1 protein-coding gene is annotated in these 381 nt (G+C 74.3%); it reads right to left on the reverse strand.

The features are described 5' to 3' along the window. On the reverse strand, positions 1-381 hold a 381-nt coding region (locus ACFHWE_RS23755), incomplete at both ends, for a phosphopantetheine-binding protein (RefSeq protein WP_416604106.1).

Here is a 381-nt window from a genome sequence, read left to right on the forward strand (position 1 = left end):
GACGGTCCAGGAACCACAGCCTGCGCTGCGCGAACGACAACGGCACCCGCTCCGGACGCTCACGGGGGGCGAGTTCCGGACGGTCGGCGGTGCCCACCGCCACGGCGAGCCTCGGCGCGAGCGCGGCGACCGTGGGGTGGGTGAAGACCTCACGCAGACCCACCTCCACCCCGAAGGCCGCACCGATCCGGCCCACCAGCCGCGCCGCCAGCAGCGAGTGCCCGCCCAGGTCGAAGAAGGAATCGTCCACCGTCACCGACCCCACACCCAGCACCTCAGCGAACAGCGCGCACAGCACCCCCTCCCGGGCATCGCGCGGAGCCCGGCCCCGCGAGAGCGCCCCGAAATCGGGCTCGGGCAGCGCACGCCGGTCCAGCTTCC

The sequence above is a fragment of the Nocardiopsis sp. LOL_012 genome, from assembly GCF_048060475.1.
Taxonomy (GTDB): Bacteria; Actinomycetota; Actinomycetes; order Streptosporangiales; family Streptosporangiaceae; genus Nocardiopsis.